The sequence below is a fragment of the Variovorax sp. dw_954 genome, assembly GCF_018449755.1.
Taxonomy (GTDB): domain Bacteria; phylum Pseudomonadota; class Gammaproteobacteria; order Burkholderiales; family Burkholderiaceae_C; genus Variovorax.
Map to the genome: position 1 here is coordinate 120,303 of NZ_JAAVVD010000018.1, position 21,411 is coordinate 141,713.

Sequence of the window (21,411 nt, forward strand, 5' to 3'; positions counted from 1 at the left end):
AGGACGGCGCCAATCGTTGACAAAGGCCTCAGCGCCGCCCGAGCGGCTACGCACGCGAACGATGTCATACGTGTGAGGGGAAAGGCATTGCGACCGCCGCGCGCTTTGCCGTGTGTAACGGCCACTGGTGTAGCGACGGTGCGGGCAACATCTGGTCCCAGCGCCAGCGTTGATCGCCCGATTCTCCTGCCCGGATTAATGGCAGCAATAGGCGGTCTAAAGTTGCATCACGGGGGCGCGCAATGGATTTGCACTTACACAAAACCCATGGCTCCACGTGACGACTGGGGCTTCGCATGGTGCTCTGCTTCCAATTCGTCCAGCCAGTTGCTCACGTCCGCACTGACGCCAAGGGCTTCAAAGCGCCTGAACACATTCGCGAAATCGCCCGGCGTGAGTTGATCCAGGCGGCGCAAACGCGCCAGCTGAGTTGCAAGCGGCGGATTCGCTACAACATCTTGTTGGCTGCTTGATCCCCGAAGGCACTCAATGAAAAGTGCTTCGCGCTGATGATGTGCCAAAGGAAGTAGTTCGAGACGGAAGACAAATCGGCGCATCAATGCCGGATCGAATGCGTTGGCATGATTGGTGGCACAGATGAAAACTCCCTCGAAGGCCTCGACCCGCCGCAGGAATTCGGCGGTGACTGCCTGGTCTGCTCGATGTCCAGTCGAGGAACGATCTCCCAGTAGGGTGTCTGCCTCGTCGAGGAAGAGCACCTCACCCTGCGGATCGCATTGCGTGAACAAATCGGCAACGTTGCGCTCGCTCTCGCCATACCATTTCGAGTTGATGTCGGCTGCCGTGCGGTAGATCAAGTCTCTCCCCAGGGCACGCGCGATCTCCGACGCCAGCTGGGTCTTGCCGGTTCCGGGTGCCCCGCACAACAGCACGCTTCCGCGCCCCAGTTTTGCGAGGCCTGCGATCAATGGTGCGGGTTGCGTTTTCCCGTTCACGTTGAGATAGGCCAGGTCAAAGCGCGTCGCCGAGTCGACCACGGCCGCCTTGAATGGCTGTCCCATAGCTTGAAGGTGGTCGGCGAGCATCTGCCCGATTGCGTTGTCGACCTGTGCCGGTGCGGCACCGCTGAGGGTCGCAAACCGGGCGGCCGAGGCGAGCACGGCGGCTGGAAGCGTGGGATGGCCTGCGGCCCGGTCGATGAGCCGGTCGGACGCGCCGACATGCGAAAGATGTTCACGCGCAATCTCGCGCCGCTGCGCGCGCGGAGGCACGAGAAATTCAAGGCAATAGGTAAAGCGTCGCAGATAGGCCGGGTCGATGTGGTCAATCTGGTTGCTGATCCAGATCACGGGAATCCGGTTGGACTCCAGACGCTGGTTCATCCAGGATTTGCTCTCCTCCCGGTGGCCCATGAGGCGTCGCAGTGGGCTCGTGTAGTCGCTCTGAAAGATGTCCTCGGCTTCGTCAAGAACCAGAACGCTGTGGCCCTGCGGCGCGAAGATCTCGCTGAGGCGCAGGCTTCCGAGCCGCTCGTCGCGAGACGCCGGGCGCTGCTGGCTGTCAGTGTCGTCGATGCCAAAGCCTTGCGCCTCGGCCTCTTGAACAAGCTGCCGAGCGTATTCAGTTTTGCCAGTCCCGGGTGCCCCGTAGATCAAGATGTTCACCCCTGGCTCACCGTGGCGCAGTGCGCTGCGCAAGACGCCTTGCAGAAGGGAGGTGCGCTGCCCCAAGTGCGGCCAGGCCAGCTTGCCCCCAGGCATTGGCAAAGGCCTCAATACGCGAGCGGCCATCGCCTCCACCGATTCAAACTCGACCGTGAGCAGCATCGAGCCGAGGCGCGACAGCTGCAAAAGGTCTTCGAGGTCACTGTCGGCACGGTCGGTCATCCGCAGCAGGCCGCTTCGCTGCAGAACGCCCTGACGCCCCACCAACTCTGCGAGAGCGTGCTGATCATTCGATGGGAGTGCGACGCCCAAGGCCCGGGTGCGTCGCACCGAGCTGCCGATATGACTGAAGCTCTCTCGCTCGATGGATCCGAGTTCCAACGCCGCACACAGCGTGAGGAATTGACTTTCCAGCGCGCTCAGGCCAAGCAATTTGGCGAGCCACTGGATGTTTCGGTCGACCGACAGGACCTGCGCAGCCCGACGCTCCAGCCTTTTCTCCACGGCGTCGAAGAGAGGTCGATAGGGCGCCCTGTCATAGACCAGCGCAGAGCCGAGAACTCGCAGGGGCGCGTCATCCGGGGTTTCCATCGGCAACCGCGCGCGGGGCCCAGCCATGCGGGCCAGCCACAAGGGCGGTTCCGCATCTGGTTCATCGAGCAGTGTTGTACGCAGTTCCGAAGACCTCGTTCCCCGGGGGCCAGCGAGTTCGGTCAGTGACGACTTCAAAGCCGCCTGCAACGCGGCAGGCTCGAGCCGGATCGCCGGCCACAACGGCCGGATGATGTCGTCGTGACTGTGCATATTGAGGCCAAGACGCACCTCCCGAAAGATTCGCAGCAACGCCAGACAGACGCGGCTGTTGGCGACGCTTGTGAGGTCGCGCTGGCTCGGTGACCAGACAATGGGCTGACGTGACACAGGATCTCCTTGAAGAGAGACCAGTGTCCCGAAAGAGGCGACAAAATGTGTCGCAGCAAGGGCCGTTTTTGCACGATTTTTTGCCTTCAAAGCCGCCCTGAAGCACTTGGCATCGCATAGAGTGCCGCATGGCCGAATTGCATCCTGAGATTCCACGCACGCTCAGCGCTGGGCAGTATCGTGAACGCGAGATGTTGGAGCTCTTGGCGAAGGCATTGCCAGCCGCCTGCACGATCTATCATGGATTGCAGATCTCGCACATGCACGAATCGTCGCAGCGTTATGGTGAACTCGACGCTGTGGTAGTGTTCCCGGCCGGCCACGTGGCAGTGCTCGAGGTCAAGGCCGGCGAGGTGGAGTTGTCGGAGCGCGGAGCTTTCAAGCGCTACGGCAGCGTTGAAAAGAATCTGGCGCATCAGGCCCACGCACAATGGCAGGGATTGATCGGCCGCCTGCGTGAGGTTCACCTCGGGGCAGTACGAATCGCTCATTTCCTTTTGCTGCCGGACTTTCGGGTCGTGCAGGGGACCATTGGCTATCCGCGCGAGCGGATCATCGATGCGAGCCAGTTGGATCACATCGGTGCGCTGCTCAGCGAGGCCTGCCGGCATGCTCCCATCGGCGACGAGGCGGTCGCGCGCTTGCACGACTTCTTCGCGGACCGGTTCTCCGTCGTGCCGGATGCAGCTTGCCGCCAAGGTCAGCGCCAGGCCGCAACACGCCGGCTTGCCGAGGGGCTCGCGACCTGGGTGCCGCGCGTCCAATCGCGGTCAGGCGTCTATGTAGTGGAGGCCACCGCAGGTTCCGGCAAGACACAGCTCGCACTGGCGCTGCTGCACGACGCCGATCGTCGCCGGGAACGAGCGCACTATGTCTGTTTCAATCGTCCACTGGCCGATCACATTGCGAGGTTGGCTCCGGTGCGGGCCGAGGTCAGCACGGCCGATGAACTTGGCATTGCGGCGCTGCGCGCTACGGGCGCCAAGCCGGATTTCAAGAACGACGGGGCAGTCTTCCGCCGGGGCTTCCAAGCCTTGTGCGCGATGAATGCGGAAGTCGTGCCGACGCTCGACCTTCTGATCATCGACGAATCGCAGGATTTCGACGGCGAGTGGCTCGAAGCATTGGTGCCGCGGCTGAAGCCTGAGGGTCGGCTCTACGTTTTGGGAGATTCGAGCCAGGCGATCTACCGCAAGGAGGCGTTCGACCTTTCCGACGCCACGCGCATCGTCTGCCCGGACAATTTCCGCAGCCCGCGGCGCATTGTGGAGACCCTCAACTTGTTGAGGCTCACCCCGGAACCGGTAGTCGCGCGCGGGCCCGATCTGGGAGAGGTACCTGCATTGCATGTATATGAGCCCTCTGACGTCGGTGGGCTCGGCGCCTCCGAAGCGGTCGTCGCGGGGCTGCTCCGCGACGGACATTCGCTCGGGGACATTGCGCTGATCAGTTTTCGAGGGCGACAGCACTCGGCACTACTAAATTGCGAGCGGCTCGGTCCCTGGATCCTTCGACGCTTCACTGGAGAGTTCGATGCCGCCGATAACCCGCTCTGGACAGACGGCGAATTGCTCGTGGAATCCGTCTACCGTTTCAAAGGACAGTCAGCGCCGATCGTGATCGTCTGCGAGATCGACTTCGAGGTACTGGACGACCAGCGAGCCCGCATGCTGTTCGTTGCGATGACGCGCGCGCAGATGCAGTTGCACCTTGTGATGTCTTCGGCGGCAGAGAAGGCCCTCGCGGCGCGATTGGAACCAGTTACTGACTTGGTTGTCGCCGGCTGAGGAGGTCTGATGTCACTGCGGTCCACCAACCTTGAAACGCTGCTTATGTCGCTGGAGATGCTCAAGCGCATCCCGCGGGTCGGCAGAATCTCCGCACCTGAATTGCAGGAGCAGCTCAGACAGATCGGCTTCTCGCGCGATGTGCGCACCATACAGCGCCAGCTCGAAGCGCTCAGCGCGCACTTCGACATCGACCGAGACGATAGCGACAAGCCCTATGGCTATTCCTGGAAGTCACATTCCCAGGGGTTTGCGGTGGGGCAACTGAATGAACAAGAGTCTGTCTTGTTGTCGTTGGCCGAGCAGCATCTGCGCCACCTGCTGCCTGCGGGGCTGATGCGCTCCATGCAGGGCTTCTTCGATCAGGCGCGAATCAAGCTGGGTCCGCACCAGGAGGGCACCCGGGGCCGCGACTGGCTTCAGAAAGTCCGGGTTGTGGGCACAACGCAACCCTTGCTCCCGCCCAAGGTACTGCCGGAGGTTTTCGAAGCCGTCAGCAACGCGCTCTACGCGAACCATTGGCTGGACGTGAGCTATGGCAATGCGGCAGGTCGACACGTCAAAGGGCGCGTGATGCCTCTCGGGCTGGCGCAACAAGGCCCGCGCCTGTTCCTGGTCTGTCGCTTCGAAGGCTATGACGATGATCGCACTCTGGCCTTACACCGACTGCGCAAGGCGACAGACAGCGGGTTGCCGTTTCAGCGCCCCCCTGAATTCGACATACAACGATTCGACGACGAGGGGCGATTCGGCTTCGGCGACGGCAAGCAGATCGAACTGGTGATCCGTTTGCCGGCGGGAATAGCGCTGCATCTGACTGAAACGCCGCTTTCTCGCGACCAGCAAGTCCGGGTGCTACCCGATGGCCGCAGCGAGTTCACAGCAACGGTCGTGGAGTCGCAGCAATTGCGCTGGTGGTTGCGTGGTTTCGGTTCCGCCCTCGAACTGCGAAAACCACGACGCTTGTTGAGCGCGTAGCCAAGTCTAGGCCTTGGCCTGCACCTGCACCGCCCTTGCAGCCACGGGCAGGAAGAGCCACTGTTCGCGGACGGGCCGACCGGTTGCCGTTGTCAATGCATCGGCGTAGGAGGCGAGTTGCGGGGCGTGATCCCGAACAAGGTCGTCGTCGTGCGCGGCGCCTCGCGGATTGGATTTGTGGTCCACCAGGATCCAGCCTTCTGGCGTGTCTACCAGGAAGTCGATTCTGCCGCGTAGTCGCTGGCCGTCGGCACGGTTCGCCTCGATGGGCACCTCGACATGCATTGGGCAGCCGGGCCAGCGCTTGGCAATCCAGGCCAGCAATGCCTCCACCTGGGCGAGTACGGCGTCCGTCGTGACGGCATGTGCCACCTGCCACCGGGTCAGGAGTCGTTGCACGTCTGCCGCGGCAATGCTGCCGGCCACCCCCGCGTAGGCGATGCAATGGTGGAGAGCACTGCCAAGGTTCGCCATGTCGACGGCCGCGGTGATGGCGATGCGCGTGCCGACGCGTTCGGACTCCTTGATTTGGTGCGCGCCGCCTTCGGCACTGCTGGGCCTGAACCAAAGCGGTTGCGTTTCAATGGAGTTGCCTGGACTGAACCAGTAGCGCGGTGCAACTTTCTCGGCTGGCGGCTGGGTCGCACATTCGTTGGCATTCAGTTCTTTGGTCGCGCGCGAGATGGTTGAACCGTTCGGCAGCGCAACGGGGCCGCTCGCGCCAAACAACAGTGCAGATGCGCCGATTTCGTCCACCCACGCGCGGGCGGGGCTTTTCTTCTTGGCGGACATCAGGATCACTGCATCGCGAGCGCGAGTCATCGCGACGTAGAAGAGTCGCTTGTTCTCCTCGAAGCCTGCTTCGGCGAGCCTCTTGCCGATGGGCGAACTCTCCGCATTCAACGCCGCCTGCGGCGCCTTGCGTCGTCCGTAGGTTTTGGGCCAACAATGCACAAACCGGTTGAGGAGCGGCTGCTTCGCATCGAACGCGCCATTGGTGCGAGCACGCACCCCCCAAATGTCGCTCCGCGCGCCTTTGTCGAGGCCGGACAGGACCACGACGGGCCATTCAAGCCCCTTGGCGCGGTGATGCGTGGTGACAGTGACCGCGTCTTCGGCTGCTTCGGCTCGTGCGTCATCGCCGCCGTCGGCGAGGTCCCCCAGCCACCGCAGCAGGCCACCGACGGTCGCTGGCCGTTTCGACGATGTGCAGTCTTCTTCGTAGGTCGTTGCAAGCGCCTGCAGTGCTTCCACGTTGGCAATTCGCATTCGAGCTTGCTGGGGCGTGCTTGACCATTGACTGCAGACTCGGGCCACATGCGATTCGGCCTTGGCGAGGCGCAGCGCCTCGGTAGGCGTCAGCGAAAGCAAGGCGGGGCGCAGCGCTTCGAGTCGCGCGACCAAAGGGTGCGTTTCCTCGCCAGTGGCCTTCCATTCGTGAGACGGCTTTTTGGCCGCCAGGTGGTCTAGGCGATCGGAGAGCCACTCGTTCGCCGGCATGCCTTCGGCCAATGCCAGGATGAGAGCTGTTGCTGCGGTATCCGATGCATCGTGCAAGCGTCGCAGACAAGCCAGGACCAGCAACGCTTCGGGGGTCGTCAGCAGCCCCGATCGGCCGCTGGAGGTCGGGATGCCCCAGCGTGCCAGGGCGGCCACGGCGTAGCCGACCTGTTCGTTTGTGCGGCATAGCACGGCCATGTCTCCGACCTGGAGCGGCCTCAGTTGGTTGGTGGCCTTGTCCAGCACCTGGGTCCCGGCGGCCAGGAGATCTGTCAATGCCGGGCCCAGCCCCAAGTAGTCAAGCTCGCCGCGCGGGCTCTCGAAGGTCCAGTCGTAAAGCGCCGGCTGGTTGGGGATGTCTTGGCGCGACGGCTGCAATTCGACGGCCGACGGGTTGAGCGTATTCGAGAAGGCCGGAACGAAGACCGCATTCGCCAGTTGCACGAGTGCTGGCGCCGAGCGACGGGAAATGGTGAGCGGTGCGCCAATCTCGCCGCCCCAGTCCTTGATGGCGTCGATGACGCCGGTGATGAGCGAGGCGTCGGTTCCTCGGAAGCCGTAGATGGCCTGCTTCGGGTCTCCGACCCAGACCGATTTCTTGGCGAGTTTCGCCAGCTCCACGAACAGCGCCAGCTGCAGCGGCGAGGTGTCCTGGAATTCATCGACCAGCACCAGGTCGAGTTCGTCCGCGAGCGCCGCGCGCACCGCCTCGCTGTTGCGAAGCGCGTGCAGCAGCAGAACTTCCTGGTCGTTGAAGTCGACCACACCCGCCTCACGCTTGGCCCGCGCGTAGGTATTCAGAGCATCGGCTGCCAAGTTGAAAACGAGATCCAGATAGCGACGAACGTCCTCATGGAACTGGGGGTGGTATTCGTGTGCCTGCCCTGCATCGGCGACCGGCTGCACCAGGGCGCGCATGGGCGCACCCGCATCGATCTTGCAAGCAGCGAGCCAGTCGGGCCAGGACCACCAGGTCCCCTGGAATCCGCGCAGAAGCTTCTGCAGTTCCGTAAGGCCGGCCTGCATGTTCTTGGCGACGGCGGCCCCTGCGGCTTCACGGGCCTCGATGGCCAGGCGTACATCGCTCTCTGCCTGGGCCAGGGCAGAGACCAGCCTGGAGGTGTAGTCGACATCAGCCTGTGGCGCTGGCCAGTTGGCCAGCATGAGGTCGGCGTTGGCTGGGCCCATGGGGCGCAGATCTGCTTCCGAGATGTCGTTCGAACGGGCGGTCTGAACCACATTGCTGATGATCTCCGCCCAGTTGGCGTCCTCGATGCCGAAGCGACGTGTCAGGGATGCGAGTTCGGCTCGGCTCTCGGCATCGAGCGTGTCGTCGAGGGCCGTCGCAAGCATCTTGCGGGTCTGGCCGTCGCTCAAGACCGTCTGGTCGGGCGAGATCCCGACTTCGAAGCAGAAGCGCTGCAGAAGCTGGCCGCAAATCGCGTTGACCGTGCCGATCCGGGCTTGCCCGGCAGCGGTGACCAGGTCCATCCGGCCAAGGGACAGGAGGCGGTCGCGGACCCGCTCGCGAAGCTCGGTGGCGGCCTTGACGGTGAAGGTGGTCGCGAGCACCGCGTGCGGCCGTGCCGGGTTCGTCGCGTCGCGCAGGGCATCGGACAGGACGCTGGTGAGGCGGTAAGTCTTGCCGCTGCCGGCGCCGGCGCTGATGAATCCGATGGGGTTCATTGGTCCCAGCCTCCCAGCAGGGTGAAGTGTTCTTGATGCCAAGGGCCAAGACTTCCGACGGGCAGCATGCCTTCACCAAGCTGAAAATCCGTCAGGTCGTCCAACGGGGGCACCAGCTCCACGATGCCCGCCCTCCATTGCTCCATCCGGTATTCCCAGGTCTTCCTTGCCTGCGCCAGCAAGTCGTGCACGGTGATGCCATTGCGAGGGCTGCGAACCTGTGCCTTTGGAAAGATGTCGGGCGCCGTGACGTAGAGATCGGCCTTGTCGATGATGAAGTAGCCCAGCGCGATCGGCGTCAAGCCATCCACCTGCTGGATCAGGCTGGCGTATAGGGCGAGCTGCAGGTGCCTGCCCTCGACGAGTGTCTCCGCATAGCGCTTGGAGCCCGTCCACTTCATGTCCAGGGCGACGGTGCGGTTCCCGGGAAGCTCGATCAGCAAGTCAATGTTGCCGGTGAGCGGTACGTTGCCGAGCTGGCCGTCGATGGAGACTTCCGTACGGACCCGCACGGCCTGGGCACTTCGAAGGTGGTCCAGCAGCTCGCAAATGGCGATGGCGCAGATCCGCTTGAACCGGTGCGCAGTCACGCCGGCGCCCTGCATGAGGAGCGGCACGCCTTCGGCTGTGAGCAGGGCGTCGAGCATGCAGTCGAACCATGCGAGCGCTTGCTTGTTGGTCCAGTTCAGTGATCCGTCTTGCTGGAACAAGAGTTCGACAACGCGGTGCGCGAGCGTGCCCAGCAACTGATTCTCCCGGCCTTGGAAGAGCGTGGCGCCGGCTTCCAGCGCTGCCGCGTCCTGTAGGGCGGCGACGGCAGGGTTGTTGAACAGCAGATCCAGCGAGGTGAATGACTGCTTCTGCTTGCGCGACGCCACAGGCCGGTCCAAGTTGATATAGCGCTCGGCCTGCTGGAAGGGAACGTCCGGCACCCGATGGGCAATCACGTCCCGGTGCACGCCATAGAGGGCGTCGTCGATTCGCTCGACCTGGAGGGACGGCGCCAGCTTCTTTAGGAGCTGCCAGATGGGATGCTCTTCGGCGCCCGGAGGGGGCAGCACCAGAAGGAAGTGTTCCTTGGCCGCAAAGAGCGGCCTCAGCCACTGCGCGGCCAGGAGTTCAAGCTCCTGCTTCGGGTTCCTGAGGACGACGCCGAGGGACTTCAGCGCAGCCACTTCTCCCTCGGACCAGGGCAAGGGCCTGGGTAGGGTGGGAGTCGAAGGCATCCACCAGATGACTTCGGAGGCCGGCTCGATGCACGCAGCGGCTGTGCTGGCGGACTTGAGGCAGCCGACTTGAGAGGCCGCCGCGGGATTGGTGGCACCGCCCGGGGTCGATTGCGCAATGAGCTGCTCGACCTGGCGCGGGACGAGGTGCGTGACGCCTTGCCGCTTGAACTCCGCCAAGCCATCGCGCACGGCAGAGCACTGGTGCAATGCGCTAGAGATGGCGGCGGCAACACCGTCGCCCAGGGTGGCGCGTCGCTGCAGGGCTTTGTGAATCTTTTCCGTCCTGACGCTCAGGTCGTCGAGCGGAGCGCCGTCCGCGCGAGACCACCGTTCGCCCTCGAGCCAGAATGCAATTTCCTCGAGGATTGCCTGCCCATCTTCCTGCTCGGCGATGGCTGCCTTGGCGGCGTCCCACGCTTGGCCGCCCAAGCCGGGTTGCTTGGCAAAGGCGCGAGCGAGCTTGCCGCGGGCGCTGCGACTGAAGGGGCCAAAGGGATGGGCAAGGAACTCGAACAGGCGGTCGACGTCCAGGGGCGCCCAGCACATCTCCAGCGCCAGGCCCAAGGTTTGCAGGGCAGGGCGCAGGTCGCTTGCACTGTCGAATCCGCAGGCGGGTGATCCGGTTGCCACCAAGGTGGCATCGAGTGAATCGCCGCCGCGTTCGCACAGGACCAGACGGTTGGCAGGGTTGGCCCGGCACCAGGCGCTGAGCCAGTGCTCTGCGGTCTCGGCAGACTGCGCCTGCAGGACATGTACCTGGCCGTCGTCGATGACGAGAGGGTCGTTCTTCAACTCGCCTCCGGATAGGGTGTCGCGCGCCAGTGCCTGCAGGGCGCCAAGCTTGCCCGCGCCCGTCGCTTGTGCGATCTGCGGCTCGACGTTCGGTAGGCGCGCCAGCACCTCTTGCCAGGCCCAGGGGAAGCATTCCAGGGGATCGACCAACTCCACCGACGTGATGGGGACCTTGCGACCACCGAGGGCGGCAATGACTTCGGCCAGGCGCTCGCCCTCGCCCGGGGCAATGTCGCCAGACGCGGACTCTTCGACGGCGGCCAGGTCCAGGATACGCGGGGGAGAGGTGGGTGCGGCCTTGCCGTCCCAGCCGCCGAGGCGCCATTCATCCCGCCAGCCGAGCAGCTGCGCGGCGACGCCGATGTCGTCCACCTCCAGCGAGCGGCTGTAGAAGCGCTTTGCGTTGTCGCAACGACGCAGGTGGCCGAGGTACGCGGCAACACGCTGGGCTGCGGAGACTTCCGGCCGCGCGAGACCGAGGTAGGTCTCCAGCAGCCCCAGAAAGCCCAGGCGCCCGACGATGGGCGACATGAAGTAGGCCTTGTCAGAAGGGCCCTGCCGCTCATCCAGTCGCAATCCAAAGGTGACCTGCATTCTCATTTCCTTCGTTTTGTGCGCGAAGGCGAACATCGCGTACAGAAATTATACGTATAAAAACAATACGGACGCTTGGCTTTCCCGTATCATCGGCACATGCCCGCGCGAATGCCCGTCCAACCCGACCCCGAGACGGCCGACAAGCCGACCGCGCGCTGGAGTCAGGGACGGCGGCTCGAATTCCTTGATTTCCGTCTCCGCTGGGAGGGGCGTATCAACCGAAGCGACCTGACGAGCTTCTTCGGCATCTCCGTGCCCCAGGCCTCGTTGGACATCTCCAAGTACCTGGAGCTCGCCCCCGAGAACGCGATCTATGACCGCAGTTCGAAGGTCTACCTGGCCACGGACCGGTTCAACCCGCTCTTTCCCTCGAACGAGCCTTCACGCTACCTGAACGAACTGCTCGCGCGCGAAACCGGCGTGCTCCCTGCGGAGTTGAGCTTTTTGGGGTGGACACCGCCAATGGCCGCCGTGGTGGCGCCATCGAGACAGCTCGATGCGAACACCGTGGTCGCCGTGCTCGCAGCCATCCGGTTGAAGGTCTGCTTGCGCGTCACATACCAGTCGATGTCATCGACAGAGGCGAAGCCTCGAATCATCGCACCACATGGGGTCGCCTTCGATGGTTACAGATGGCACGTCCGTGCGTTTTGCCACACCAGGAAGGAATTTCGGGACTTCGTGATGGCGCGCATGCTCGGAGTGGATCTGATCGAGGAGCCGGGAAGCGATGGTGTCTCCGATGACGCCTGGCATTGCCAGGTTCCTCTGGTCATTGCGCCCAATCCGGCGCTGTCGAAGGCCAATCGGAAGGTGATCGAACTGGACTACGGCATGGTCGACGGAGAAGTCGCCCTGGAATGTCGCCAGGCGCTTCTCTTCTATTCACTCAATCGGCTGGGGCTGCTCGATGCGGCCGCCTCAGAGCCGCATAAACAGCAAATCGTCCTGAAGAACCGGGCAGCAGTACTGAAGTTTCTGCCGGTGGTGTCGACGGATGAGGGCAGGGCGTAGGGCCCTGCGAACAAGAACACACGAGGAGACTTAATGAATGAATTGTTGACACCGGGATTGATATTGGTGGGCATGCTGATCGGCGCGGTCGTGATGCATCTGGTGGCGCGGGGTCGCCTGGCGGTGCAGCTCGAGGCTGCGGTCGGTAAGGCGCAGGCGGCGCTTCAGGGTGAGTTGATCCAGCTGCGCGAGCGTCTTCGCATTGGCGAGGAGGCGCGCCAGGCCGACCGGCAGTCCTCCGAAAGCCTTCGGCGCCAAGCCGAGGCTTGGCGCGAGGATCTCGATGATGCCCGCGATGACGTCGCCAAGCTGGAAGAGCGCGCAAGCCGGGTACCGCTGCTGGAGTCGGAGATGAATGCCTTGGCCGGGCAGTTGCGTTCGAGCCAGGAGGATGCCCGGCACGTATCGGCGTCTGCAGCCCAGCACGCCGAGAGCGCGAAGCAGCTCGGCGAGCAGCTTCAAGACATCAAGGCGCAGGTGGACGACCTCAACCGACGGCTGACCATCGCCTCGAACGCGTTGAACGAGTCCAACGAGGGCAGGACCAAGGCCGAGAGCCAGGCTGAGCGGCTGCCGGCATTGGAGCGCAAGCTGGCGGACTCGGAGGAAGAGTTCAGGCGAGTCAACGCTCTCCTGGCCGAGTTGCGCGAATCCTCTGGTACGGAGGCGGGCCGACTGAGTGCCGAACTCACTGCAGAACGCAATGCCCACGACCTGGCCAGACAGCAGCTTGCGAATGAGGTGGCGGCGCGCGGCACGGCCGACGCCGAGGTCGCCCGCCTGAGCGGTGAGCTGACCGAGACCAAAACACAACTGGCCAACGAACGCGAGAATGGCGCTCAGAAGCTGCAACTGCTGACGGAGGCCAAAGAGGCCTTGACGGACCAGTTCAAGGCCCTGGCCAATGACATCCTGGAGGAGAAGTCCAAGCGCTTCGCCGAACAAAATCAGACTTCCCTCGGGCAGTTGCTGGATCCGCTGAAGACGCAGATCACGGAGTTCAAGGGCAAGGTGGAAGACTTCTACGTGAAAGAGGGCCGGGACCGCTCGGCATTGGCGGAGCAGGTACGCCAACTCGCCGACTTGAACCGGACGCTCAGCGACGACGCCAACCGTCTGACGACGGCGCTCAAGGGCGAGAACAAGACACAGGGCAATTGGGGGGAACTGGTGCTCGAACGCGTGCTAGAGGCCTCGGGCTTGCGCAAGGGCCATGAGTACGTGGTTCAGGATAGCCAGACGCGTGAGGACGGCACACGAGCGCAGCCCGACGTCGTCATTCATCTTCCGGAGGAGCGCCGTCTCGTCATTGACGCCAAGGTCTCGCTGGTCGCCTACGAGGAGTTGACGCGAGCAGGTACCGACGAGGCGCGGGTGCTCGCGGCCAAGCGGCATTTGGACTCCTTGCGCGGCCACATCAAGGTTCTCTCGGACAAGAAGTACCAGGCGCTGTACGGCCTGCAATCGCTTGACTTCGTGCTGCTCTTCGTGCCCATCGAACCGGCTTTCATGGCGGCGGTGTCGCATGACAACGCGCTCTTCATGGACGCGTGGGATCGCAACGTCCTGCTAGTAAGCCCCTCGACCCTGCTCTTTGTGGTCCGCACGGTCGCTCACTTGTGGCGCCAGGAGGCCCAGAGCCGCAATGCGCAGGACATCGCCAAGCGTGGCGCCGACCTCTACGAGAAGTTGCACGACTTCGTGAAGGATCTGGAGGCGGTGGGCAATCGGCTGCGCCAGGCACAAGACGCTTTTGAGTCAGCCCAGAAACGACTGTCGACTGGTCGCGGCAACGTGATTCGGCAGGCTGAAATGCTTCGCGATTTGGGAGTCAAGCCGTCCAAGGTGCTGGCGGGTGCCTGGGTGGAAGCGGCGATGCAGGTAGACGAGATTTTCGTGCCCGAGTCTTCTGCGCAAGCGATTGCGTTAGGCACGCACGGAGCGCTTCAGGGCGGCGAGTTCCGCTCGCCTTCGCCATCTTCGGTTGCGGACGCTCCAATGAGCTGACAGGGACACTTCAAGATGTCAGTGCGTTCTTCCCTCAAGCGGCGAGGTCGGCCTCACAACTACGAACAAGAAAATCAGGTGCCAATGAAATCGTCCGACCGGGCGTTCGACTTGGTAGACAACTTGATGCAGCATTGGAGATGCGCGAGTGGCCATGCGCATTGGTTGAGGCCCAATGGGGTCGCGGCCTGCACTATCTTGGCGATCCGCGCTGACGCGCTCTCGTGCGCGCGGCCCATTTTGGCCGTCACGGACCGCAAGGGCGCGGCATGAAGGCCCTTCGCGGCGCGGCGTCCCTGCGCAACCTGCGCGAGCAGGGGCTGTGGAAGCTCCTGGCGGCAGACAAGGCGCCCGTCGTCGTCGCGCTTCTTCGCTCGCTGCTCTATGACAGCGACAAGGCACTGACGTCATCGGTGCTGCACGAGCGTCTGGGGCGAGAGCTCGATGAGTTGCGTGCCAGCGGAGAAGACATGCCGCAGAGCGCCTCGGCCTATGTGGCTGAGTGGGTCCGGCAGGGCTGGCTCTCGCGTCGGCGCCTCGCAGCGGGGGCTTCTGAGGAGGAATACGAGCTCTCGGTAGAGTCGGCCGATGCCATACGATTCCTTGAAACCATTTTGAAGCCACGCAGCACCGCCACCGAGAGCCGACTCGCGCTGGTGATGCAACAGATTTCCCGCCTGGCGGCCGAGACCGACGCCAATCCGCAAACGCGTGTTGCTGCTCTCCTGGAAGAGCGCAAGCGACTCGACCGCGAAATCGCAGCGGTCGAGTCCGGCGCCGTGGGCACGCTCACCGACAACCGCGCGCTCGAGCGCGCACGCGAAATCATCTCTCTTGCCGACGAACTCACCGGCGACTTCCGCCGCGTTCGGGACGACTTCGACAAGCTCAACCGTGGGCTGCGCCAAAGTCTGCTGGAAAACGAAGGCAACCGCGGTGAGGTGCTCGATGCACTGTTCGCCGGTGTGGACGTCATTGGTGAAAGCGACGCTGGCCGGACCTTTTCTGCGTTCTGGCGGCTGCTGACCGATCCGGAGCAGTCCGAGTCGCTCTTCGAGGCGCTTGATGCGGTGACCAATCGCCCGTTTGCGCGCCACCTCGATGCGCGCGAACGGAAGTTCCTGCTCAACCTGACAGCGGTCCTGATGGACGAGGGCAGCGGAGTACACGACGTCCTGCAAAACTTTGCGCGCAGCCTGAAGAGCTTTGTGCAAAGCCGGGAATTCCAGGAGCATCGTCGTCTCCACAGCCTGCTGAAGGATGCAACGCAGCAAGCCCTTGTCGCCAAGGAGCAGGTTCGGGCCAATCAGTCGCTCGGATTCGAATTGCTGCTCACGAGCAGCCGGATCCGTTCGGTCTCCCAGTGGGTGATGGAAGACCCGGCCGAGCGTGTTGCCGACACCTCCATGCCTGAGGCTGCACCTTCGGAAATGCTTGCAGCGGCTGACGGCGACGATGAAGTTCAGCGAGGGCGTGCCCCCAGACCTCGTCGAGCAGATGATCACGAAGTTCTGCGTCGACCATCCCGAGCGCTACCTGTTGGCGTTTGTGTATGGCCACCTTGGCCAGCACGATCTGCTGCGCGTGAGAACTGACGCCGAGAAGTTCTTGCTGCTGGCCGCCCTCAACCTCGTGGAGTGCATTGCCTACGTCGGAGCACAGCCGCAGTCGAGGTGACCCGCCTACGGCCGGTCAAGATGGGATGACTGGACGCTCACCTTCATGCTGCCCATCGCCCGATGGATCGGCTACGGCGGCGAGACCGACTTCCATGGCAACGTGATGGAGACCGTCACCTGGGCCGCCGCGCTGCTGGCCCATACCCGGCGCCTGACCGTGTTCGCGACGGTCCATACCGCGGCGAACCATCCGATGGTGGTGGCCAAGCAGATCGCCACGCTCGACCAGGTGGGCGGCGGACGCGCGGGGCTCAACATCGTTGCCGGCTGGAACCGGCCGGAATACGAAGCTCTCGGCCTGACGCTCGCCGACGATCACAAGACCCGCTACGGCTACGCACAGGAGTGGTTCGACATCGTGCAGAAGCTCTGGACGCATCCGCGGCCGTTCGACTGGCAGGGCGAGTATTTCAAACTCAGCAAGGCCTATGGACTGCCTGCGCCGCGCGGCGGCCGGCCGCCCATCCTGAATGCCGCAGGCTCGGCCGAAGGGCGCGAATTTGCCTTGAACAATGCGGACTTCCTGTTCACGCCGGCCATCGATCTCGATCGTTCCCGCGAAGAGGTCGCGGAGTTGAAGGCAAAGGCCGTCGTGCAAGGGCGCAAGGTCGACATCCTGACCTTCTCGCACGTTGTCTGCCGGCCGACCGAGCGCGAGGCGAAGAACTACCTCAAGCACTTCGGCAACGAGCACGCCGATTGGGCCGCGGTCGACAACCTGATCGCCCTGCAGTTTGCCAATGCCAAGTCCTTTCCCCATGACCTGCTGGCACTGATCCGCGATCGAATGGCGGCGGGTCATGGTGGCTATCCGTTGACCGGAACGCCCGAGCAGGTGGCAGACGGCATCTGCGCGCTGGCCGCGGCCGGCTTCAAGGGAACGACCCTCTCCTTCGTCGACTACGTCGAGGAATTCCCCTACTTCCGCGACCAGGTCCTGCCCATCCTCGAATCCCGCGGGCTGCGCGCGCCGGCGGTGGCTCCAGAACCCGTGCGGTTGGCAGCATGAACACTGCGCCAGCCAGCTTCATGCCGGGCGCGGCGTGTGCGCTTGACATGGCAGCCGAACCGACGGCCTTCAAGTCGGCGATGCGCGAACTCGCCCGGGGCGTCAGCATCGTCACCGTACAGGTCGGGGTCGAGCGCTCCGGCTTCACCGCCACCTCGGTGACCTCGCTCTCGACCGATCCGCCCACCGTGATCGCCTGCGTCAACCGGATGAGTTCATCGGCATCCCTGTTGTCCAGAACCGATCGCTTCGGCGTCAGCATGCTCACGCAGGCGCAGCAGCGGGTGGCGGACAGTTTCGTCGGAATGAATGGCGTGAGCGGCAGCCAGCGCTACGCCGCCGAGCGCTGGATCCAGCTGACCGCGGATGGCGCACCCGTCATGCTCGACAGTGCGATCTCGCTCGACTGCCGCATCGAGGACAGGATCGAAAAGCACTCGCACTGGATTCTGGTCGGACGCGTCTTGGCCATTCATCGCGGCGAAGTCGAGGACGTCCCATTGGTCTACTGGCGCGGCGGCTATCACCAGCTCGCCGATTGCCGAAGCTAGCCAGCGCGTCGCCCGCGCCACGCATCGCGCCCACCCACATCACTAACAGACGAGCTCCATGAACACGAACTCCTTGACGCCCCTCCAAAGTGCCCTGGCCGCCGAGTCGGTGCGCATCGTCGACTTGACCCAGACCTTGTCGCCCTCATTTCCCGCATTGCAGCTCCCGCCCCAGTTCGGCCAGGTGTGGTCGTTCAAGATGGAGAAAATCTCGCAGTACGACGATGCCGGCCCGGGCTGGTACTGGAACAACTTCTCCTGCGGCGAACACACCGGCACCCACTTCGATGCGCCGGTGCACTGGGTGACCGGCAAGGACCAGCTCAACAGCACCGTCGACACGATCGACCCCTCTCGCTTCATCGGCCCGGCGGTCGTGGTGGATGCGAGCGCGCAGGTCGCGCTCGACCCCGATTGGCTGTTGACCGTCGACTTCCTCCAGGATTGGGAAGTGCGGCACGGACGCATTCCGGCCGGTGCCTGGGTGCTGTTTCGCACCGACTGGTCTAGGCGCATCGATGACCCGGCAGCCTTCGTCAACATGCAGGAGGACGGTGCGCATACGCCAGGCCCCACACAGGAGGCGGTGCAATGGCTGATCGAGGAGCGCGAGGTTCGCGGATTCGGTGTCGAGACGATCAACACCGATGCGGGCCAGTCCCACGCGTGGCCGGTGGCCTATCCATGCCACACGCTGATGCACGGGTCGAACAGGTACGGACTGCAGTGCCTGACCAACCTGGACCAGTTGCCGCCGACGGGCGTCGTGATCTTTGCCGCACCGCTGAAGATCGAGGGTGGATCCGGCAGTCCGCTGCGCGTGCTTGCGCTGGTGGGATGACGCGAGCCGCTCGCGGAACATGCCGCCAGCCCTCGGGATGACCGGCGGGTTCGAAGTGCTGAGGGCAGGGTCGGGCCCAGCGTGGCGGTCGCGATAGCGCGCTGGAGGGCAGTTGAGCAGCGAGTCCGGTCTTTCGTCATCAGAAGCCGAACTGACGCTCTTACCTCATTCCGGTCACACTGCCGGCTGCCGCGCAGATAAATGACTGATGAGGCCGCGATCGAGAAGGACAGCGGCCCGATGCCGATCGAGCAGAAGGTGGTGCTGCATCGGCCAGCCAGCGCGAATGACCGTTGCGGCAGCGCTGACGGCACCGACCTGAGCATGCTGCAGTGCACTGGCGCAGCCGACGGTTCCACGCGCATGGCGGCCGGCGAGGGCATCACGGGCGACGTGCTCGAATGCAGCCTCGCCCCAATGGATCGAACCAGTTACGGGCCGGTGGTCTTCACCGACGATCAATGGGCACGCATGCAGGCCATCTTTCCCGCTGGCGTGTGCGACTTATCTGGATGCGCTGGGCAAGGTCATCGTGGGCGGGACGCCGCTTGCATCGGCTCCCTGACGCCCGAGTGGCCATCAAGGTCCCTTTGGCGAGAGACCGAAGCAGGACGTATTCGAGGAGGGCCCTCACCTGCATCGCCCTCAGCGTGCCGGGGCCGGCCCTGCAACCGGCCCCCCGACACGTCACACCAGCTCCAGTTGACCCCGCGCTCAATCCCCTGAAACCGAATTCCCCGCGGCATCGAACGCCATTGTCTTCCCCGACAGCGCCGGCAATGCCCGCGTCCTTCATGGCCTTGCCCAGGTCACCGTCGATGAAGTCCGGGTCCACGCCGTTGCTGTGCAGCGCGGCCACCGTCGCGATGCGCACGCCGCCCACCACCACGCTGCCGCCGAAGCGAGCCAGCATCGCGTTGGAAAGCTGGATGCGGCGGAGCGTCGAGAGCCTTTGCCAGCAAATGGACGGCAACCCTGTCGTGGTGATTGAAGGCGTGGACACGACGAGCTGGGACGCCTGGCGTGTCTTCCTGAAGGAGTTCGAGGTGGCAAGCCGGCACGCCCTCGGTACCTCTCGGGAGCGGCACTTGAGGTGAGGCAAAGGAGCGACGTGCTCGGCGAGTGCGACACCCCATTTATGTGGACCAGCTTCTGCGCAGTAGCCGCAAGCCGCCCAGGTACCACAAGCTCATGCTTCGCCAAATTTCAGCGTTGCGCATCTGCAGGTTCTGCATCCTTGCGGCGCTGCGTGAGGGCCGCTCCATACACGCCGATCAGCGCTCGTGCGCTGGCGAAGAGGTGCGGACCCTGGTGGCGATTAGCGGCGGCATCCTCGGCCCCGATCCCATGCAATTGAGGGTGGTATGCACGCGCTGCCTATCAACCTTGGTAGTCGCCAAACGCATGCCGCGGCGATACGGTGCGTACTGCGAACAAGTTGCGCGAGATCGCGCATGAACCCAAGCCAACGGACCTGGCCAAACTGCATGAGGAAATCGTGATGCAAGAGAAACCTGCCACCGCGGCGAAGAACAGTGTGCGGGACAGCGGCAAGCCTCGGACGGCAGCGGCAGCGCAACTGCTGACCATGATCGAGCGCATCGTGGCCGACGATGATCTTCACGACCTCGAACTCGAGTTTCTGAGGGCTTGGCTCGCCGAGCACGCAGACATCAGGTACACGGAACCCGCCGCCACACTCGCGCGCGCCCTCGAGACCATGATGGCCGACGGTCATGTGGGCGAATTGGAACGGACCTTCCTGATGGCCTTGCTGCGACAGCTGTCGTCCGCCGATTTCGAGGCCATGGGCCTGCGGTCGAACTGATGCCGAGTGCCTCTGGAAGCCCCGCCCGTTCGTAGCCACATTGCGCTACTCGCGGCGGCGCAGGCAGCCGCACAGCGGCTACGCCGCCCGGCCCAGCGCTCATCGGCAGTCGCGTTCCGGTGCGCGTGTTGGAGCATCCGGATCGAAGTGCGCGATCTCGTGGCACAGGCGCTGTTGCGCACGCGGGTCGACCTGCGGCCCCACGATGGGAGGTCCGCAATCGCGCGTGGCTACAAGTCCACACTCATCCGCTACGAGCGTTCCGGCATCCCGCAGCGCGCATGGGCCTCGCCCAGGGCGCGGGCGGAGGAAGCAACGACGCTCATCGTGCTGGAGTCGGGCCTGTGCGGGAAGGACTCGCTCTACGAGATCGGCCGCGCGGCGGGCGTACTGGTGTCCGGCGCGACGAGGCCTTTCGCGACGACAGCCCGGCGCCTGCGCGAATTCCTTGAGCCGCAACTCGATGCGGCTCCAGAACGTGAAGGCACGCAGGAGCTTGTCGGTCATCAGCTCTTTAGCAGTCGGTCCGTCCGCCGCTGCGCTCAGTGCAGCAATCCGGAGATCAGCGCCTGGACCACGGCCGCAGTCTTGTTGGCCGCCTTCATCTTGTGCACGACGTTCTTGATGTGAAAGTTCACCGTCGGCACGGAGATCGAAAGGATGTCGCCGATCTCGCTGGCCGTCTTCCCGTCGGCGCTCCATTTCAGAACCTCGATCTCGCGGGGGGTCAGCGGGACATCGGGCTGCGGCGCGTATTTCCGCTTCATCAAGCGCGACAGCGAGATGTGCGCGGCCTGGACCAGCCAGCGCATTTCGCTGTCCTTCTCTCGCAGTTCCAGTGCCGTCAGCGCCTCGCTGGAGCGCGACAGCGTCAGCATGCCACCCACCCCAAACCCGTCGAGACTGGACTGCGCCCAGCCGTGTCGCAAACCCTGGTCCTTTGCTTCGGACCACAGCGTCTCGGCGGAGGCAAAGAGGGCGTCGTCCCAGAGGATCGGGGACTGGTTGGACTGCCCGTGGCGCACGCTCGGATCGATCGACATGTAGCCTGCTTCCATGTAGCGCATTTGCCAGGCGAGCGGATAGTTGTTGAGCGTGATGACCTTCGGGTTGGAGATCGGGACGGCCAGGCGCAGGCCGTAGGCGCAATGCTCGAAACCGAGCTGCCGGGCTGCTGCCTGCAGCGCCTGAAACACCTCTTTCTCGTCGACCGCGCGGTCGAGCGCGGTCAGGAGATTTTCGTGAAACGGCTGCATGGAATGTAGGTGCGAAGCGGCGGACAAAATAGGCAAAAAAATGTGGTCAACGGGGACGACTCTCGCCGGGTGTCACTACGATGCGCCCAATCCAATACCCGCGCAATCGCA

General features: G+C 63.9%; 15 protein-coding genes and 1 pseudogene. 11 read left to right on the forward strand and 5 right to left on the reverse strand.

What is annotated here, in order from left to right; all coding sequences use genetic code 11:
* Positions 1-254 precede the first annotated feature (254 nt).
* Positions 255-2,546, reverse strand: coding sequence for an ATP-binding protein (locus HB681_RS38820; RefSeq protein WP_213957585.1), 2,292 nt, complete (start codon positions 2,544-2,546; stop codon positions 255-257).
* Positions 2,547-2,674: 128 nt separating this feature from the next.
* On the opposite strand from HB681_RS38820, the gene HB681_RS25100 reads away from it, so the two are divergent.
* A complete protein-coding gene (locus HB681_RS25100) occupies positions 2,675-4,333 on the forward strand; it encodes an ATP-binding domain-containing protein (protein ID WP_213957586.1) in 1,659 nt (552 codons plus the stop codon).
* Between the two features lie 9 nt (positions 4,334-4,342).
* The gene (locus HB681_RS25105; protein WP_213957587.1) at positions 4,343-5,311 is read left to right on the forward strand and encodes a WYL domain-containing protein; all 969 of its coding nucleotides are present in this window, start codon (positions 4,343-4,345) and stop codon (positions 5,309-5,311) included.
* Between the two features lie 6 nt (positions 5,312-5,317).
* On the opposite strand, the gene HB681_RS25110 is transcribed toward HB681_RS25105, so the two are convergent.
* Both HB681_RS25110 and HB681_RS25115 read right to left on the reverse strand, forming a co-directional pair.
* Positions 5,318-8,497 carry a UvrD-helicase domain-containing protein gene (locus HB681_RS25110; RefSeq protein WP_213957588.1) on the reverse strand — a complete coding sequence of 1,060 codons (3,180 nt, stop codon included), beginning with the start codon at positions 8,495-8,497 and terminating at the stop codon, positions 5,318-5,320.
* Positions 8,494-11,148 carry a PD-(D/E)XK nuclease family protein gene (locus HB681_RS25115; RefSeq protein ID WP_213957589.1) on the reverse strand — a complete coding sequence of 885 codons (2,655 nt, stop codon included), beginning with the start codon at positions 11,146-11,148 and terminating at the stop codon, positions 8,494-8,496. Before HB681_RS25115 ends, HB681_RS25110 begins: the two co-directional genes overlap by 4 nt.
* A 63-nt stretch (positions 11,149-11,211) precedes the next feature.
* On the opposite strand from HB681_RS25115, the gene HB681_RS25120 reads away from it, so the two are divergent.
* The 6 genes from HB681_RS25120 to HB681_RS25145 all read left to right on the forward strand — a co-directional run bounded on the left by HB681_RS25120 (position 11,212) and on the right by HB681_RS25145 (position 18,216).
* Positions 11,212-12,129, forward strand: coding sequence for a WYL domain-containing protein (locus tag HB681_RS25120; RefSeq protein WP_256735094.1), 918 nt, complete (start codon positions 11,212-11,214; stop codon positions 12,127-12,129).
* A gap of 33 nt (positions 12,130-12,162) precedes the next feature.
* Complete coding sequence (rmuC, locus tag HB681_RS25125; RefSeq protein ID WP_256735095.1) at positions 12,163-14,136, forward strand: DNA recombination protein RmuC; 1,974 nt, start codon at positions 12,163-12,165, stop codon at positions 14,134-14,136.
* Between the two features lie 269 nt (positions 14,137-14,405).
* Positions 14,406-15,731: a DUF3375 domain-containing protein gene (locus tag HB681_RS25130; protein ID WP_213957590.1), complete on the forward strand. Its 1,326-nt coding sequence runs from the start codon at positions 14,406-14,408 to the stop codon at positions 15,729-15,731.
* Between the two features lie 127 nt (positions 15,732-15,858).
* The gene (locus HB681_RS25135) at positions 15,859-16,824 is read left to right on the forward strand and encodes an LLM class flavin-dependent oxidoreductase (protein ID WP_213957591.1); all 966 of its coding nucleotides are present in this window, start codon (positions 15,859-15,861) and stop codon (positions 16,822-16,824) included.
* Positions 16,821-17,375: a flavin reductase family protein gene (locus tag HB681_RS25140; RefSeq protein ID WP_213957592.1), complete on the forward strand. Its 555-nt coding sequence runs from the start codon at positions 16,821-16,823 to the stop codon at positions 17,373-17,375. Before HB681_RS25135 ends, HB681_RS25140 begins: the two co-directional genes overlap by 4 nt.
* 58 nt (positions 17,376-17,433) lie before the next feature.
* Positions 17,434-18,216, forward strand: a complete 783-nt coding sequence (locus HB681_RS25145; RefSeq protein WP_213957593.1) for a cyclase family protein — start codon at positions 17,434-17,436, stop codon at positions 18,214-18,216.
* A gap of 174 nt (positions 18,217-18,390) precedes the next feature.
* Here HB681_RS25145 and HB681_RS25150 read toward each other — a convergent pair whose 3' ends face one another.
* Positions 18,391-18,678, reverse strand: a complete 288-nt coding sequence (locus tag HB681_RS25150; protein ID WP_213957594.1) for a hypothetical protein — start codon at positions 18,676-18,678, stop codon at positions 18,391-18,393.
* A gap of 356 nt (positions 18,679-19,034) precedes the next feature.
* On the opposite strand from HB681_RS25150, the gene HB681_RS25155 reads away from it, so the two are divergent.
* The 3 genes and pseudogenes from HB681_RS25155 to HB681_RS38345 all read left to right on the forward strand — a co-directional run.
* Positions 19,035-19,313 (forward strand): hypothetical protein, encoded by a 279-nt coding sequence (locus tag HB681_RS25155; RefSeq protein WP_213957595.1) that lies wholly within the window; start codon positions 19,035-19,037, stop codon positions 19,311-19,313.
* Between the two features lie 341 nt (positions 19,314-19,654).
* On the forward strand, positions 19,655-20,044 hold the full coding sequence (locus tag HB681_RS25160; RefSeq protein ID WP_213957596.1) for a hypothetical protein: 390 nt from the start codon (positions 19,655-19,657) through the stop codon (positions 20,042-20,044).
* Between the two features lie 231 nt (positions 20,045-20,275).
* Positions 20,276-20,437 (forward strand): annotated as a pseudogene (locus tag HB681_RS38345) (phosphonoacetaldehyde dehydrogenase); the annotation flags it as partial.
* Positions 20,438-20,586: 149 nt separating this feature from the next.
* On the opposite strand, the gene HB681_RS25170 reads toward HB681_RS38345, so the two are convergent.
* Positions 20,587-21,327, reverse strand: coding sequence for an autoinducer binding domain-containing protein (locus HB681_RS25170; protein ID WP_256735096.1), 741 nt, complete (start codon positions 21,325-21,327; stop codon positions 20,587-20,589).
* Between the last annotated feature and the right edge of the window lie 84 nt (positions 21,328-21,411).